The 15505-nt window shown below is 72.9% G+C and carries 12 protein-coding genes; 11 read left to right on the top strand and 1 reads right to left on the bottom strand.

Going from position 1 to position 15505, the window contains the following annotated elements:
• Nucleotides 1–24 precede the first annotated feature (24 nt).
• The 3 genes from EAO77_RS03750 to EAO77_RS03735 all read left to right on the top strand — a co-directional run bounded on the left by EAO77_RS03750 (nt 25) and on the right by EAO77_RS03735 (nt 4835).
• The gene (locus EAO77_RS03750) at nt 25–2364 is read left to right on the top strand and encodes a HelD family protein (protein WP_187283106.1); all 2340 of its coding nucleotides are present in this window, start codon (nt 25–27) and stop codon (nt 2362–2364) included.
• A gap of 408 nt (nt 2365–2772) precedes the next feature.
• A complete protein-coding gene (locus EAO77_RS03745; protein ID WP_147986691.1) occupies nt 2773–4206 on the top strand; it encodes an NAD-dependent malic enzyme in 1434 nt (477 codons plus the stop codon).
• Between the two features lie 347 nt (nt 4207–4553).
• Entirely contained in the window at nt 4554–4835 is a 282-nt protein-coding gene (locus EAO77_RS03735) for an HU family DNA-binding protein (RefSeq protein ID WP_004571953.1), read from the top strand.
• A gap of 318 nt (nt 4836–5153) precedes the next feature.
• Here EAO77_RS03735 and murA read toward each other — a convergent pair whose 3' ends face one another.
• Complete coding sequence (gene murA, locus EAO77_RS03730; RefSeq protein ID WP_147986690.1) at nt 5154–6494, bottom strand: UDP-N-acetylglucosamine 1-carboxyvinyltransferase; 1341 nt, start codon at nt 6492–6494, stop codon at nt 5154–5156.
• A gap of 252 nt (nt 6495–6746) precedes the next feature.
• Between murA and EAO77_RS03725 the strand changes: the two genes are divergently transcribed.
• The 8 genes from EAO77_RS03725 to EAO77_RS03690 all read left to right on the top strand — a co-directional run bounded on the left by EAO77_RS03725 (nt 6747) and on the right by EAO77_RS03690 (nt 15374).
• Entirely contained in the window at nt 6747–7307 is a 561-nt protein-coding gene (locus EAO77_RS03725) for a YqgE/AlgH family protein (RefSeq protein WP_147986689.1), read from the top strand.
• A gap of 101 nt (nt 7308–7408) precedes the next feature.
• Nucleotides 7409–7702 carry a DUF3039 domain-containing protein gene (locus EAO77_RS03720; protein WP_187283105.1) on the top strand — a complete coding sequence of 98 codons (294 nt, stop codon included), beginning with the start codon at nt 7409–7411 and terminating at the stop codon, nt 7700–7702.
• A gap of 250 nt (nt 7703–7952) precedes the next feature.
• A complete protein-coding gene (locus tag EAO77_RS03715; RefSeq protein WP_147986687.1) occupies nt 7953–9257 on the top strand; it encodes an extracellular solute-binding protein in 1305 nt (434 codons plus the stop codon).
• Between the two features lie 3 nt (nt 9258–9260).
• Nucleotides 9261–10253 (top strand): carbohydrate ABC transporter permease, encoded by a 993-nt coding sequence (locus tag EAO77_RS03710; RefSeq protein ID WP_147986686.1) that lies wholly within the window; start codon nt 9261–9263, stop codon nt 10251–10253.
• Nucleotides 10250–11101: a carbohydrate ABC transporter permease gene (locus EAO77_RS03705; protein ID WP_147986685.1), complete on the top strand. Its 852-nt coding sequence runs from the start codon at nt 10250–10252 to the stop codon at nt 11099–11101. Before EAO77_RS03710 ends, EAO77_RS03705 begins: the two co-directional genes overlap by 4 nt.
• 4 nt (nt 11102–11105) lie before the next feature.
• Nucleotides 11106–12797 (top strand): beta-N-acetylhexosaminidase, encoded by a 1692-nt coding sequence (locus EAO77_RS03700; protein WP_147986684.1) that lies wholly within the window; start codon nt 11106–11108, stop codon nt 12795–12797.
• A gap of 205 nt (nt 12798–13002) precedes the next feature.
• On the top strand, nt 13003–13899 hold the full coding sequence (locus EAO77_RS03695; protein WP_147986683.1) for an FAD binding domain-containing protein: 897 nt from the start codon (nt 13003–13005) through the stop codon (nt 13897–13899).
• Nucleotides 13896–15374, top strand: a complete 1479-nt coding sequence (locus EAO77_RS03690; protein WP_147986682.1) for a hypothetical protein — start codon at nt 13896–13898, stop codon at nt 15372–15374. The genes EAO77_RS03695 and EAO77_RS03690 overlap by 4 nt, the downstream gene beginning before the upstream one ends.
• Nucleotides 15375–15505 lie beyond the last annotated feature (131 nt).

Genomic DNA, 15505 nt, shown 5'->3' with positions numbered 1-15505 from the left:
GCCGCTGATTCCGTAGTCGATCGCGTGACCGCTCCGGCGGCCGCGTCCGCCGCCGATTCGGTGCGAGACCGTGAGATCGGCGTCGAACAGGTCCATCTGGACCGGGTCTACCGCCGTCTGGAGGAGAAGATCCACGAGGCGGAGTTCCTCATGGACGACGCCGCCAAGCGGGGCCAGGTCGGCACGCCCGGCGCGCTCGCCGAGCGGGACGCCCAGGTGTTCCGGGCGGGGATCCACCTCAACCGTCTCAACAACGAGTTCGAGGACTTCCTCTTCGGCAGGATCGACCTGCTGCACGGCAAGGACGGCGAGCGCGGCCCCGACGGCGCCCACACCTCCGTGGAACCCGCCGACGACGCCGTGCGGGCCGACGGCACCGCCCCGATCGGCGAGACCCTGCACATCGGCAGGATCGGCGTCCTCGACGCCGACTACTCCCCCCTGGTGATCGACTGGCGCGCCCCCGCCGCGGCCCCCTTCTACCGGTCCACACCGGTCGAACCGGGCCGGGTGGTGCGCCGGCGCGTCATCCGCTCCCGCGGCCGCAAGGTCCTCGGCGTCGAGGACGACCTCATGCGCCCCGAGCTCTCCGCCTCCCTCGACGGCGCGCCGCTGGCCGTCGTCGGCGACGGCGCCCTGATGGCCGCGCTCGGCCAGGCCCGCAGCCACACCATGCGCGACATCGTCGCCTCCATCCAGGCCGAGCAGGACCTGGTCATCCGGGCCCCCGCCGCGTCCGTGACCTACGTGGAGGGCGGCCCCGGCACCGGCAAGACGGCGGTGGCGCTGCACCGGGCGGCGTACCTCCTCTACAAGGACCGGCGCAGATACGCGGGCGGCATCCTCATCGTCTCGCCGACGCCGCTGCTGGTCGCCTACACGGAGGGCGTGCTGCCCTCGCTGGGCGAGGAGGGGCAGGTCGCCATCCGGGCGGTCGGCTCGCTCGTCGACGGCGCGGAGGCCACCGCGTACGACGAACCGGCGGTCGCCCGCGTCAAGGGCTCGTCCCGCATGCTGAAGGTGCTGCGCAAGGCCGCGCGGGGCGCGCTGGAGCAGCCGGCGGCGCCCGCCGCGGGGCAGCTCGCCCTGGGGGAGGAGCCCGCCGCGGGCACCCCGGACCGGCTGCGGGTGGTCGTCTTCGGCCGCCGCCTGGAGCTGGAGGCGGACGAACTCCAGCGCATCCGCCACACCGTCCTCGGCGGCACCACGCCCGTCAACCTGCTCCGCCCGCGTGCCCGCCGGCTGCTGCTGGACGCCCTGTACGCCAAGTCGGGCGCGGCCGGCCGCCACCCGGGCGACCCCGAGCTCGCCGCCGAGCTGCGCTCCTCCTTCGACGAGGACGTCACCTCGGAGGACAGCTTCCTCGCGTTCCTGGACGCCTGGTGGCCCGAGCTGACCCCCCGCGGGGTGCTCGCCGCGATGGCGGACGAGCGGCGGCTCGGCCGCTGGGCCCGCCGGATCCTCAACCCGGGCGAGGTGCGCCGGCTGGCCAGGTCGCTGCGGCGCGACGCGCTGTCGGTCCACGACGTCGCGCTCCTCGACGAGCTCGGCGCGCTGCTCGGGGCGCCCGCGCGGCCGCGCAGGAAGCGCGAGTTCGACCCGCTGGACCAGCTCACCGGGCTGGAGGAGCTGATGCCGCAGCGTGAGGAGTCGCAGCGGGAGCGGGCCGACCGCCTGGCCGCCGAACGCACCGAGTACGCCCATGTCATCGTCGACGAGGCGCAGGACCTCACGCCGATGCAGTGGCGCATGGTCGGCCGCCGGGGGCGTCATGCCACCTGGACGGTGGTCGGCGACCCCGCGCAGTCGTCCTGGTCCTCCCCGGACGAGGCCGCCGAGGCACGGGACGAGGCGCTCGGCAGCCGCCCCCGCAGGCGCTTCGAGCTGACGGTGAACTACCGCAACCCGGCCGAGATCGCCGAGCTCGCCGCGAAGGTCCTCACCCTGGCCATGCCCGGGATGCGGGCGCCCGCCGCGGTGCGTTCCACCGGGGTGCGCCCCCGCTTCGCGGTGGTCCCCGAGGGCGGGGACCTCGCGGACGCCGTGCGGGCGGAGGCGGAGCGGCTGCTGGCCGCCGTCGACGGCACGGTCGGCGTCGTGGTGGCGATGCACCGCCGTGAGCAGGCGGCCCGCTGGCTCGCGGGGCTGGGGGAGCGGGTGGTGGCGCTCGGCTCACTGGAGGCCAAGGGCCTGGAGTACGACGCCACGGTGGTGGTCTCCCCGGCGGAGATCGCCGACGAGAGCCCCGCCGGCCTGCGGGTGCTGTACGTGGCACTCACCCGGGCGACGCAGCAGCTCACGGTCGTCTCGGCCCGGCGCGACCAGCCGGACGCGGACGGGGTTCCGGACCTGCTGAGGGACTGAGGGACCCGGGCCGGGGCCGGGCTCCCGGGGGGTGCGAGCGGACTGACGGCGAGTCAACGTGTCGTGCGGGAATCACTTCCCCGGGTGGTGCGTTAGCCTGGGTGTGGCACCGGCCCGATCCAAGCCCCCGGGCCCAACCTTCGTCGCTACGAGCGACCACTTGCCGCGAGGCGAGCATGGCGGGTCGGTGCCACTTCTTCGTCCGGACAGAGGTCCGGGTCACCCTTCGGTGACCCGGACCTCTTCTGTTTCCCGGCAACTTCTCGTATGGTGGAAAGTAGTTTCCGAAAACTAAATGACCGCATTACCTGCTACTCGCGGGTAGGTGTCACCATCGGAGGGCGCTGCCCGGGCCACGGCCGCGGTGCGGTGCAGCAACGAAGCTAGGGAAAGCAGAGGAACCCGGTCATGGCAACGGCGCCAAGCGTCTCGTACTCGATGACGGTCCGGCTGGAGGTGCCCGCGAGCGGAACCGCGGTCTCCCAGCTCACCACCGCCGTGGAATCCTCCGGCGGGTCCGTGACCGGCCTCGACGTGACCGCATCCGGCCACGAGAAGCTGCGCATCGACGTCACGATCGCCGCCAGCTCCACCGCGCACGCCGACGAGATCGTCGAGGGCCTGCGCGACATCGAGGGCGTCGTCCTCGGCAAGGTCTCCGACCGTACGTTCCTGATGCACCTCGGCGGCAAGATCGAGATGGCGTCCAAGCACCCCATCCGCAACCGTGACGACCTCTCGATGATCTACACCCCGGGTGTGGCGCGGGTCTGCATGGCCATCGCCGAGAACCCGGAGGACGCCCGCCGCCTCACCATCAAGCGCAACTCCGTTGCAGTGGTGACGGACGGCTCCGCCGTGCTCGGCCTCGGCAACATCGGCCCCAAGGCCGCGCTGCCCGTCATGGAGGGCAAGGCGGCCCTCTTCAAGCGCTTCGCCGGCATCGACGCCTGGCCGATCTGCCTGGACACCCAGGACACCGACGCGATCGTCGAGATCGTCAGGGCCATCGCACCCGGCTTCGCGGGCATCAATCTGGAGGACATCTCCGCGCCGCGCTGCTTCGAGATCGAGGCCCGGCTGCGCGAGGCCCTGGACATCCCCGTCTTCCACGACGACCAGCACGGCACCGCCATCGTCGTCCTCGCGTCCCTCACCAACGCCCTGCGCGTGGTGGGCAAATCGGTCTCCGACGTGCGGGTCGTCATGTCCGGCGCCGGTGCGGCCGGCACCGCCATCCTCAAGCTGCTGCTGGCCGCCGGCGTCAAGCACGCCGTCGTCGCCGACATCCACGGGGTGGTGCACGCGGACCGCGAGGACCTGGTCGACGCGGCCGCCGACTCGCCGCTGCGCTGGATCGCCGACAACACCAACCCCGAGGGCGTCACGGGCACGCTCAAGGAAGCGGTCGTGGGCGCGGACGTGTTCATCGGCGTCTCGGCGCCCAACGTGCTCGGAGCCGAGGACGTCGCCGCGATGGCGGACGGCGCCATCGTCTTCGCTCTCGCGAACCCGGACCCCGAGGTCGACCCGGCAATCGCCCGTCAGACGGCGGCAGTTGTGGCCACCGGGCGGTCCGACTTCCCGAACCAGATCAACAACGTACTGGTCTTCCCCGGCGTGTTCCGCGGTCTGCTGGACGCCCAGTCCCGCACCGTGAACACCGAGATGATGCTCGCCGCCGCGGCCGCGCTCGCCGCCGTGGTCACCGACGACGAGCTCAACCCGAACTACATCATCCCCTCCGTCTTCAACGACAAGGTCGCGGGCGCCGTCGCGGGTGCGGTGCGTGACGCCGCCAAGGCGGCGGGGGCGACAGTGACGGCCCCCACTCCGGCCTGAGAAGGCCTCCGAGACCATCCGACATACGGCGCGTCGCGGGTCGCAGCATCCCAAATCCCCCTCTAGGGTGGCGGATCATGAGCCCGCGACCGCTCCGAGGAGTCCCGGCACAGTCGACGCAACGTCACCACGACGAGGCTGTGGCGCTTTTCGTGTGACTCAGGAGAGTGCCGGATTGGCGTTCCCGCCGGTGGTGGGGGCAGGATGCTTATTCGGGCGCGAGGGTCTGACAGCAGACCCGGGTCCGGGGAATGTCCGAGGGCCCTGGCAGCATCGGCTTTGCTGTGCCTCCTGCGGCCCTGCCGCGTGGCACGCCTCAACAGCACGAAGAACACGGGAGTAACAACATGAACCGCAGTGAGCTGGTGGCCGCGCTGGCCGACCGCGCCGAGGTGACCCGCAAGGACGCCGACGCCGTTCTGGCTGCTCTCGCCGAGACTGTCGGCGAGGTCGTCGCCAAGGGCGACGAGAAGGTCACCATCCCCGGCTTCCTGACCTTCGAGCGCACCCACCGTGCCGCTCGCACCGCTCGTAACCCGCAGACCGGCGACCCCATCCAGATCCCGGCCGGCTACAGCGTGAAGGTCTCCGCGGGCTCGAAGCTCAAGGAAGCCGCCAAGGGCAAGTAAGGCGCCGGGCGCCCCAGGCGTCTCAGGCACACGGAGGGCGGGTACCGCGGGACGGTACCCGCCCTCCGGCACGTCCGGGCCCGTACGGGGCGCCTGCGGCCCCTGCCGGGCGTGCGGACGCGAACGGCCGCGCGGCCCGCGTGCCGCCCGGGGCCCGCGCCTCCCGGGCGCCGCTCGCCCCCCGGGCCCGCGTGCCGCCCAGGGCCCGCGTGCCGCCTCCGGGAGGGCGCCCGGAGGTCCGCCCCGCCCCACGTCTCCGCGGACGCGAACGGCCCCCGCGGGGCGAACCCCGCGAGGGCCGTGCGTGCGGCGGGCGCGTCAGACGATCGCGCCGCCCGGCAGTTCCACCTTCGCGCCGAGCTTCTCCAGCTTCTCCATGAAGTTCTCGTAGCCGCGGTTGATCAGGTCGATCCCGTGCACCCGGCTCGTCCCCTGCGCGGCCAGCGCCGCGATCAGGTACGAGAAGCCGCCGCGCAGGTCGGGGATGACCAGGTCCGCGCCCTGCAGCTTGGTCGGTCCGGAGACGACCGCCGAGTGCAGGAAGTTGCGCTGGCCGAAGCGGCAGTCCGAGCCGCCCAGGCACTCGCGGTAGAGCTGGATGTGCGCGCCCATCTGGTTCAGGGCGGAGGTGAAGCCGAGGCGCGACTCGTAGACGGTCTCGTGGACGATGGACAGGCCGGTCGCCTGCGTCAGCGCCACGACCAGCGGCTGCTGCCAGTCGGTCTGGAAGCCGGGGTGCACGTCCGTCTCCAGCGCGATGGACTTCAACTGGCCGCCGGGGTGCCAGAAGCGGATGCCCTCGTCGTCGATCTCGAAGGCGCCGCCGACCTTCCGGTACGTGTTGAGGAAGGTCATCATCGAGCGCTGCTGCGCGCCGCGGACGTAGATGTCGCCCTCGGTCGCCAGCGCCGCCGACGCCCAGGACGCGGCCTCCAGGCGGTCCGGGAGCGCCCGGTGGGTGTAGCCGCCCAGCTTGTCGACGCCGGTGATCCGGATGGTCCGGTCGGTGTCGACGGAGATGATGGCGCCCATCTTCTGCAGCACGCAGATGAGGTCCTCGATCTCCGGCTCCACGGCCGCGTTGGTCAGCTCGGTGACGCCCTCGGCGAGCACGGCCGTCAGCAGCACCTGCTCGGTCGAGCCGACCGAGGGGTAGGGCAGCCGGATCTTCGTGCCGCGCAGCCGCTGCGGGGCCTCCAGGTACTGACCGTCGGCGCGCTTCTCGATCGTCGCGCCGAACTGCCGCAGCACGTCGAAGTGGAAGTCGATCGGCCGGCCGCCGATGTCGCAGCCGCCGAGACCGGGGATGAAGGCGTGGCCGAGGCGGTGCAGCAGGGGGCCGCAGAACAGGATCGGGATGCGCGACGAACCGGCGTGGGCATCGATGTCCGCGACGTTCGCGCTCTCGACGTGCGTCGGGTCGAGGACCAGCTCGCCGGGCTCCTCACCCGGCCGGACCGTGACGCCGTGGAGCTGGAGCAGCCCGCGCACGACTCTCACGTCACGGATGTCGGGCACATTGCGCAGCCGGCTCGGTTCGCTGCCGAGCAGGGCGGCGACCATCGCCTTGGGCACGAGGTTCTTCGCGCCGCGGACGCGGATCTCGCCCTCGAGCGGGGTGCCGCCGTGGACAAGCAGTACATCGTCTGTGCCGGTCATGAATCTCGCGTTCCGGAGTCGTGGTCGGGTGGCCAGAGAAAAGGGTAAGGGGCGGAAGGCCCTGTCAGGTAAGGGCGAGGCGGCCCTTGACACGTAATGAATCGGGCACAACACGGTGCGTCGGCGGCCTCTCGCTCACGGTCACGGGTGCCTTCCGGGCGGCCGCGGCCGCCCGCCGCGCTCCGACCTGCGCCCACGCCCACTGTTCCGCTGTGGCCACGCGGAGGGCGAAGATGCGGGATCATGTCTCGCATGACCGAGGTGTCCTCGCTCACAGGGCGGCTGCTCGTCGCCACTCCTGCCCTCGCGGATCCGAACTTCGACCGCGCGGTGGTCCTGCTGCTCGACCATGACGACGAGGGCTCGCTCGGCGTGGTGCTGAACCGGCCGACGCCGGTCGGCGTGGCCGACATCCTGGAGTCCTGGGCCGCTCTGGCGGGCGAGCCCGGGGTGGTCTTCCAGGGCGGTCCCGTCTCGCTCGACTCCGCGCTCGGGGTGGCGGTGATCCCCGGGGACGAGGGGCCGCTGGGCTGGCGCCGGGTGTACGGGGCGATCGGCCTGGTGGACCTGGAGGCGCCCCCGGAGCTGCTGGGTTCGGCGCTCGGCTCGCTGCGGATCTTCGCCGGCTACGCGGGATGGGGGCCGGGCCAGCTGGAGAGCGAGCTGGAGGAGGGCGCCTGGTACGTCGTGGAGTCCGAACCGGGCGACGTGTCCTCCCCCCGGCCGGAGGGGCTGTGGCGGTCGGTGCTCCGGCGCCAGCGCAGCGAACTGGCCATGTTCGCCACGTATCCGGACGATCCCAGCCTCAACTGACATCCCCCGCGGCGCACCGGCCCCCGGGGCGGGCCCACGGCTGTGGCGACGCGGCGGGGCTCGCTCCCGTACGGGCCCGCGCGTGGGTACCCTTGGAGCTCATGAGCACTCTTGAGCCCGAGCGCGGGACAGGCACCGGGACCCTGGTAGAGCCGACGCCGCAGGTGTCGCACGGCGACGGCGACCACGAGCGCTTCGCCCATTACGTCCAGAAGGACAAGATCATGGCGAGTGCCCTCGACGGCACTCCCGTGGTGGCGCTGTGCGGAAAGGTCTGGGTGCCGGGACGCGACCCCAAGAAGTACCCGGTCTGTCCGATGTGCAAGGAGATCTACGACTCGATGGGCTCCAGCGGCGGCGGCGGCGACAAGGGCAAGGGCGGCGACAAGAAGTAGCCCCGGCCCTCACCGGCTCCGCAACGGCCCCCGGGCGCGCCAGGCGCGCCCGGGGGCCGTTGCGCGTTTCCGGGCCGCCGCGCGCCTGGGCGGGGTGGGTGCGTTGCACGGGCTGCGCCTGCTGGTCACAGAGTGGTTGAGACCTCTTGTCGGTCCGTTCGCCCACCTCTAGCCTCCTGCGTGTTGTGCAGCACGAAACACCCGTTGCGCATGTTGCAACGCCATGTCTGCCGATCGTAGGGGACCCCGCATGAAGCTCATCGCCAGATTCGCCGCCCCGGTCGCCGCGCTCGCGCTGGCCGGCCTCACGGCCACCGCCTGCGCCCCCCAGACCTCCGACAACGGCGCCGACCGCGACGACAGGAGCGGCACCCTGCGGGTCTGGCTCTTCCAGGAGGTCAACAACAAGCCCAAGGAGCGGGTCGTCGACGCGGCCGTCGCCGCATTCGAGGCGTCCCACGAGGGCACCGAGGTCGAGGTCGAGTACATCCCCGTCGACACCCGCGCCCAGCGCATCACGGCCGCCTTCAACGACCCGGCCAGCGCCCCCGACGTGATCGAGTACGGCAACACCGACACCGCCGGCTACGTCGAGGACGGCGGACTCGCCGACGTCAGCGCCGAGTTCGCCGCCTGGGACGAGGCGAAGGACACCGACCCCACCGCGCGGCGGTCGGTCACCGTCGACGGCAAGGTCTACGGCGCGCCCCTGTTCGTCGGCGTCCGGGCCCTCTACTACCGCACCGACGTCCTCCGCGAACTGGGCCTCGACGTGCCCACCACCCAGGACGAACTGATCACCACCGCGAAGGCGATCCGCGAGAAGAGGCCGGAGCTGTACGGCCTCGCCGTCGGCGGCGCCTACACCTACGGCGCGATGCCCTTCATCTGGGCCAACGGCGGGGAGATGGCCGTGGAGAAGGACGGCGCCTGGAAGGCCGCCATCGACGGCGCCGCCGCGCAGAAGGGCATCGCCGCGTACACCTCCCTGTTCGGCGACGACAACTGCCCCGCCGCCAAGTGCGCCTCCATGGGCGGCAACGCGACCGCCACCGCCTTCGCGGCCGGCAAGGCCGGCATGGTGATCGGCGGCGACTTCAGCCACCAGGCGATCGAGGCGGGATCCGTCAAGGGCAAGTACGCCGTCGTCCCTCTGCCCGGACTGAAGAAGGGCGAGATCGCCCCCGCGTTCGCCGGCGGCAACAACATCGGGGTGCTCCGCAGCAGCGCGCACCGCACCCTCGCCGTCGACCTGATGAAGCAGCTCGCGGGCAAGAGGACCCAGGCCGAACTCTTCGACGCCATGGGCTTCCTGCCCACGTACACCGACGTGCGCGACGCGGCGGCGAAGAAGGAGCCGTTCGTCGCCCCCTTCATCGAGACGCTCGCCGCCCGGACCGAGTTCGTCCCCGCCTCCCCGGCCTGGGGACAGATCGACGCCTCGCTGGTGCTGCCCACGATGTTCCAGGAGATCGTCAGCGGCAGGAAGGACGTCCCGACGGCCGCCGGCGACGCGGCGGAGAAGATGGACGCGGCCTTCGCGTCCGCGGGCTGACCCGTGGCGTCCCCCGCCGACGACACCGTCACAGCCGCCCGCCGCCCGGCCCTCCCGGCCCCGCGCAAGGCCCCCGCGGCCCGCCCCGCGCCACGCCGCGGCCGGCCGGGTCCGGGCCGCCGGCACGGTGCCTGGACCCCCTGGCTCTATCTGGCGCCCGCCCTCGTGGTCCTGGCGGCGCTGCTCGTCTACCCCGTCTACCAGCTCGGGCTGATCTCGTTCCTGGAGTACACCCAGGCGCAGGTCAGCGGCGGCGAACCGACCAGCTTCCAGGGGCTCGGCAACTACCGCACCCTCTTCTCCGACCGTCAGTTCCGGCAGGTCCTGCTGACGACCGTGGTCTTCGCGGGCGCCTGCGTCGTCGCCACCCTGGCCGTCGGCTGCGCGCTGGCCGTGCTGCTCACCCGGATCAGGGCGCTGCCCCGGCTCGTCCTGATGCTCGCCGCGCTGGGCGCGTGGGCGACGCCCGCGATCACCGGCTCGACGGTGTGGGTCTTCCTCTTCGACCCGGATTTCGGACCGGTCAACAGACTGCTGGGACTCGGCGACTTCTCCTGGACCTACGGGCGCTGGAGCGCCTTCGCGCTCGTCCTCTTCGAAGTCGTGTGGTGCTCGTTCCCCTTCGTGATGGTGACCGTGTACGCGGGCATCAAGGCGATTCCCGGGGAAGTGCTGGAGGCGGCCTCGCTGGACGGGGCCTCGCAATGGCGCATCTGGCGTTCCGTCATGGCACCCGTGCTGCGGCCCATTCTCGTCGTGGTCACCATTCAGTCGATCATCTGGGACTTCAAGGTCTTCACGCAGATCTACGTGATGACGGGCGGCGGAGGCATCGCCGGCCAGAATCTCGTGCTCAACGTCTACGCCTACCAGAAGGCGTTCGCGTCCTCCGAATACAGCCTGGGCTCGGCCATCGGTGTGGTGATGCTGCTGATTCTGCTCGCGGTCACCCTCGTGTATCTGCGACTGCTGCGACGCCAGGGAGAAGAGATATGAGCCTCGTCCCGAGCGGGCTGCGCATCCGCCGCCCCGGTCGCCTCGCCGCGGAGGCGACGGCCCTCGTCGTCGCGCTGGTCGTGGCCTTCCCGCTGTACTGGATGGTCCTGTCGGCCTTCAAGCCGGCCGGTGAGATCCAGTCCACCGACGCCCGCCCCTGGACCCTCTCCCCGTCCCTCGACTCCTTCCGGCGCGTCTTCGAACAGGAGGAATTCGGACGGTACTTCGTCAACTCGCTCGTCGTCGCGGTGAGTGTGGTCGTGGCCTCCTCGCTCATCGCCTTCCTGGCGGCCACCGCCGTGACGCGCTTCCGCTTCCGGCTGCGCACCACCCTGCTCGTCATGTTCCTCGTCGCGCAGATGGTGCCGGTCGAGGCGCTGACCATTCCGCTGTTCTTCCAGATGCGCGACTTCGGACAGCTGAACACCCTCGGTTCGCTGATCCTGCCGCACATCGCCTTCTCGCTGCCGTTCGCCATCTGGATGCTGCGCGGATTCGTCAAGGCCGTCCCCGAGGCGCTGGAGGAGGCCGCGTACATCGACGGCGCGAGCCGCACCCGGTTCCTGTGGCAGATCCTCTTCCCCCTGGTCTTCCCGGGGCTGGTGGCCACGAGCGTGTTCTCGTTCATCTCGACCTGGAACGACTTCCTCTTCGCCAAGTCGTTCATCATCAGCGACACCTCCCAGTCGACGCTGCCCATGGCGCTGCTGGTCTTCTTCAAGCCGGACGAGAACGACTGGGGAGGCATCATGGCGGGCTCCACCGTGATGACGGTCCCGGTGCTCGTCTTCTTCGTACTCGTACAGCGACGCCTGGTCTCCGGACTGGGCGGAGCAGTGAAGGACTGACGTGATGACCGACTCCCGTCCCGACACCGGAACCGACACGGCGCACGACCGCGGCACACAGGCCGCCCCCGCGCCCGCCCTCGTCCCCGCGCCCCGCCGGGCCGCGTGGGCGCCGTCCGCCCGCGGGGCGTTCGTCCTCGGTGCGGGCACTCGGCTCGACGCGCACCCCGGCACCGAAGCGGTGGCGCGCTGGCTGCGCTCCTCCGTGGGGGCGGCCACCGGCCTGCCGCTCGCCCCCGGGGACGGTGAGGGAGACGACCGCGTCGTGCTCGCCGTCGACCCCGGACTGCCCGCCGAGGGCTACCGGATCGCCGTCGGCGAGGACACCGTCCGGGTCGACGGCGGCAGCGCGGCGGGGGTCTTCTGGGGCGCGCAGACACTGCGCCAGCTCCTCGGCCCCGACGCGTTCCGCCGGGCGCCCGTCCATCCCGGGCGGGAGTGGACCCTGCCGCTCGGCACCGTCGAGGACGCCCCCCGCTTCGGCTGGCGCGGACTGATGCTCGACGTGGCACGGCACTTCATGCCCAAGGACGACGTGCTGCGCCAACTCGACCTGATGGCGGCCCACAAGCTCAACGTCCTCCACTTCCACCTCACCGACGACCAGGGCTGGCGCATCGAGATCCGGCGCCACCCGCGGCTGACCGAGGTCGGCTCCTGGCGCGCCCGCAGCAAGTACGGGCACCGTGCGTCGGAGCTCTGGGACGACACACCCCACGGCGGTCACTACACCCAGGACGACATCCGCGAGATCGTCGCCTACGCCGCCGAGCGGCACATCACCGTCGTCCCCGAGATCGACATCCCCGGCCACTCGCAGGCGGCCATCGCCGCCTACCCCGAACTGGGCAACGCCGACGTCGTCGACACGTCCGCCCTGACGGTCTGGGACGACTGGGGCGTCAGCAGGAACGTCCTCGCCCCCACCGATCACACCCTCCGCTTCTACGAGGACGTGCTGGAGGAGGTGCTCGCGCTCTTCCCGTCCGACTTCGTGCACATCGGCGGCGACGAGTGCGCCAAGGACCAGTGGCGTGCCTCGCCCGCCGTCCAGGCGCGCATTGCCGAACTCGGTCTCGCCGGCGAGGACGAGCTCCAGGCGTGGTTCATCCGGCACTTCGACCGCTGGCTGGCCGAGCGGGGCCGCCGGCTCATCGGCTGGGACGAGATCCTGGAGGGCGGCCTGGCGCCGGGCGCGGCCGTCTCCTCCTGGCGGGGCTACCAAGGCGGCGTCGCCGCCGCCGAGTCGGGCCACGACGTGGTCATGTGCCCCGAGCAGCAGGTGTACCTGGACCACCGGCAGGCGCCGGGCGACGACGAGCCGATCCCGATCGGCTACGTGCGGACCCTGGAGGACGTCTACCGCTTCGAGCCGGTCCCGCCGTCGCTGTCGGCCGAGGCCGCCGCCCATGTGATCGGCACCCAGGCCAACGTCTGGACCGAGGTGATGCAGAACCGCTCACGGGTGGACTACCAGACCTACCCGCGCCTCGCCGCCTTCGCCGAGGTCGCCTGGTCCGAGCTTCCCCCGTCCCACGAAAGGGTGTTCGCCGACTTCGAGCGGCGGATGGAGAGCCACTACGCCCGCCTCGACGCCCTCGGCGTCGGCTACCGGCCCCCCGCCGGCCCCCGTCCCTGGCAGCGGCGGCCCGGTGTCGGCGGACGCCCGATCGAGGGCACGCCCCCCGTGGTGTGACGTCCGGCGCGGCCCGGTCATCCGTTTCCCCGCAAGGGTGAAACGGGTAATCGGGCCGTAAAGGACTCATGGGATGAACGTCCCTTCGCGGACCCTCTCGACGGACGGCCCGGAAGATGTGCCAGAGTTGCCACGTCCGGCATGTGAGCACGTACGGTACGGCAACACAGGCGGGATGGCCTGGACACCGGGAAGGGGCAACTGGGTGACCACGCACGCACCGCGGACGGCGCATTCGGTGACGCTGCCGGAATCGCTCGACGAGGCCGTGGCGGCCCTCACCGCCATGCCCGCCGCCGTGCCCGTCGCCGGAGGCACCGACCTCATGGCCGCCGTCAACCTGGGCAGGCTCCGCCCCGCGGGCCTGGTCGGCCTCGGCCGCATCAGCGAGATCCGCGGCTGGCGCTACCAGGACGGACACGCACTCCTCGGCGCCGGGCTCACCCACGCGCGCATGGGGAGGCCCGACTTCGCGGCCCTCATCCCCGCGCTCGCGGCCTCCGCCCGCGCCGCGGGCCCGCCCCAGATCCGCAACGCCGGCACCCTCGGCGGCAACATCGTGACCGCGGCCCCCACGGGCGACTCGCTGCCCGTGCTGGCGGCCCTGGAGGCGGACCTGGTGATCGCGGGCCCCGACGGCGCCCGCCGCGAGATCCCCGTCTCCCATCTGCTCGCCGGCCGCGAGATGCTCGGCCCCGCCGAACTCATCGCCTTCGTCCGCGTACCGCTGCTGCACGCGCCCCAGGTGTTCCTCAAGGCCACCGGCCGCACCGGGCCGGGACGTGCCACCGCCTCCGTCGCCGTGGTGCTCGACCCGGCGCGGCGCGGTGTGCGCTGCGCGGTCGGCGCGATCGCGCCGATGCCCCTGCGGCCGCTGGAGGCCGAGCGCTGGATCGCCTCGCTGATCGACTGGGACGGCGAACGCGGCCTGGCCGGCGAGGCGCTGGCGGCCTTCGGCGAGTACGTGGCCACCGCCTGCATCCCGGACCCGGCCCCGGCGGCACCGGGCGAGGAGCAGCAGGTACTGCCGCCTGCCGTACTGCATCTGCGGCGCACCGTCGCCGCGCTGGCCCGACGGGCACTGGGGAGGGCACTGTCATGAGCGACGAGGACCACCGGCAGGGGCACCACCCGCACGGGGGGGGCGCCGACGGCCACGAGGGCGGCGGGGGCCGGGACGGCCTGCGCCTCCCGGACGGCTTCGTCCGCGACCACCGGGACGGCTCCGCGCAGCCCGGCCCGGGCGGGCAGGGAACCGACGGCTACGGCCAGGACTGGACGACGGAGTACGGCGGCGCCTACGAGGCCGACTACGGCCCCGAGTACGGCGGCGGCTACTCCCCGGGCGGAACCGGCCGGCAGGCCTGGGCGCAGGACTACCCGCGGGACGCCTCCCAGGGGTACGGCGAGAACTACGCGCACGAGTACGGCTCCTGGCAGCCGACCGCACCCGGATCCGACTACGACGGCGAGTCGACCACCTTCCTCCAGCTGCCGCCCGACGACACGGCGGGCACGGCCCCGCTGGAGGCGCCGGGCCACGGCTACACCCCGCCGATGATCCTGCCCCTGAAGCCGCTCACGCCCGCGGCCGGGACCGACCCCGGCGCGGCGGGCGGCTGGTCCCCGCCGCCGGCACCGGCGGACGGAGCCGGTCACGGCACGCGGCAGCACGGCGCGGAGCCGCAGAGCCCCGAGGTGCGGTGGCCCGACGCGGGCGCCGGCGATCCGCACGCGACCGGGCAGTGGACCTTCCCGGAGGAGCCCGGGCCCGCCCCGGGCGCCGGCGAGATGACCGGCCAGTGGTCCGTCCCGATAGCGGACGGCGACCTGCCCGAGGAGTCGGGCGAGTACCTGCGCACCGCGCGGCAGGGCGAGGAGCCGGGCGCCTACCCGTACACGGCCCGGCAGGGGACGGCGACGCCCCCCTCGACGCTGCCCGGCGGGGCTCCGGTCCCCTGGACGACGCTCCCGGGCGGCGCGGCCGCCCCGTGGGCGCCCGCGGCCCCGGCCGACGCCGGCGACCCGGGCGTCGGCCCCGCGGCCGACGCGGACGGGTCGGGCGGCCACTCGGACGCCTTCGGCACCGGTGGCGGCGACCTGGCGGCCCCGGCGGACGGGGGCGCTCACCCGGAGGCCCCTGAGGGCCACGGAGACGTCTTCGGCAGCGGCGACGCGGCGGCGGCCGACGAGGGCGCTCGCTCCGAGGCCCACGACGGCCACGGAGAGCCTTTCGGCGCCGGCGGCGCGACGGCGGCGGCCGAGGGCGCCGTTCACCCCGACGTCCGCGAGGGCCACGGAGACGTCTTCGGCAGCGGCGACGCGGCGGCGGCCGACGAGGGCGCTCGCTCCGAGGCCCACGACGGCCACGGACAGCCTTTCGGCGACGCGGCGACGGCCGACGGCGGCGTTCGCCCCGAGGTCCCCGAGGTCCCCGAGGGCCACGGGGAGACTTTCGGCAGCGGTGACGCGACGGCCCCGGCCGACGGCGGCCGCACCCCCGCCGCCGGCGTGCCCGCAGCGGCCTTCACCCCCGACGGATCCGGCACCCCCGAGGCCCACAGGTCGGAGGCGTAGGGGAAGGTGCCCTCGGTCTTGGCCCGGGTGTCGGCCGCCGCCGCGTCGCCGCTGCCGAAGACGTCTCCGTGGCCCTCGCGGACGTCGGGGTGAACGGCGCCCTCGGCCGCCGCCGTCGCGCCGCCGGCGCC

Source organism: Streptomyces sp. T39 (assembly GCF_008042045.1).
GTDB lineage: Bacteria > Actinomycetota > Actinomycetes > Streptomycetales > Streptomycetaceae > Streptomyces.
The sequence above is the reverse complement of the archived record's forward strand: the minus strand, read 5'-3'. Positions and strand labels throughout refer to the sequence as shown.

Bases quoted from the DNA above. Each gene is read 5' to 3' on its own strand.
- EAO77_RS03720 (WP_187283105.1), top strand. From the start codon at position 7,409: ATGAGCACTCTTGAGCCCGAGCGCGGGACAGGCACCGGGACCCTGGTA.
- EAO77_RS03745 (WP_147986691.1), top strand. From the start codon at position 2,773: ATGGCAACGGCGCCAAGCGTCTCGTACTCGATGACGGTCCGGCTGGAG.
- EAO77_RS03735 (WP_004571953.1), top strand. From the start codon at position 4,554: ATGAACCGCAGTGAGCTGGTGGCCGCGCTGGCCGACCGCGCCGAGGTG.
- murA (WP_147986690.1), bottom strand. From the start codon at position 6,494: ATGACCGGCACAGACGATGTACTGCTTGTCCACGGCGGCACCCCGCTC.
- EAO77_RS03705 (WP_147986685.1), top strand. From the start codon at position 10,250: ATGAGCCTCGTCCCGAGCGGGCTGCGCATCCGCCGCCCCGGTCGCCTC.
- EAO77_RS03700 (WP_147986684.1), top strand. From the start codon at position 11,106: ATGACCGACTCCCGTCCCGACACCGGAACCGACACGGCGCACGACCGC.
- EAO77_RS03690 (WP_147986682.1), top strand. From the start codon at position 13,896: ATGAGCGACGAGGACCACCGGCAGGGGCACCACCCGCACGGGGGGGGC.
- EAO77_RS03715 (WP_147986687.1), top strand. From the start codon at position 7,953: ATGAAGCTCATCGCCAGATTCGCCGCCCCGGTCGCCGCGCTCGCGCTG.
- EAO77_RS03725 (WP_147986689.1), top strand. From the start codon at position 6,747: ATGACCGAGGTGTCCTCGCTCACAGGGCGGCTGCTCGTCGCCACTCCT.